Raw genomic sequence first — 371 nt, forward strand, 5'->3', positions numbered from 1 at the left:
GAGACGTCGATCTATCTGTCTTCGGGCAATGTGTCGCTCGACCTGGACGGCATCAATGGCGGCTTTTATCATTTGTCGAGCGGGACTGCGATCATTGATGGAGCGGATGGTGGCGCCGACGATTCATCCTATTATTTCTCGACCGGCGAGGCCACCATCTCCAATGGCAACGCCGCCTTCAACCGCTATTATCTGTCGAGCGGGACTGCGACAATCCATGCGGGAGGAGTGTTCAATCCCAACGACGACGGCGGCTACAACTACTATTATCTCGCCGATGGCAGCTATGCCCTGCACGGGGCCGATGCCAACCAGGATATCTTTGTCCTGAACAACGCCGCGCAGCTTCAGACGACCAACCTGATCGATGG

At 56.3% G+C, this 371-nt stretch carries 1 protein-coding gene; it reads left to right on the plus strand.

Annotated features, from left to right (window positions below; translation table 11 throughout):
- On the plus strand, positions 1-371 hold a 371-nt coding region (locus EN804_RS37540; RefSeq protein ID WP_189602172.1), incomplete at both ends, for a hypothetical protein.

Origin of the sequence: Mesorhizobium sp. M8A.F.Ca.ET.161.01.1.1 (assembly GCF_004792105.1) — a bacterium.
GTDB lineage: Bacteria > Pseudomonadota > Alphaproteobacteria > Rhizobiales > Rhizobiaceae > Mesorhizobium.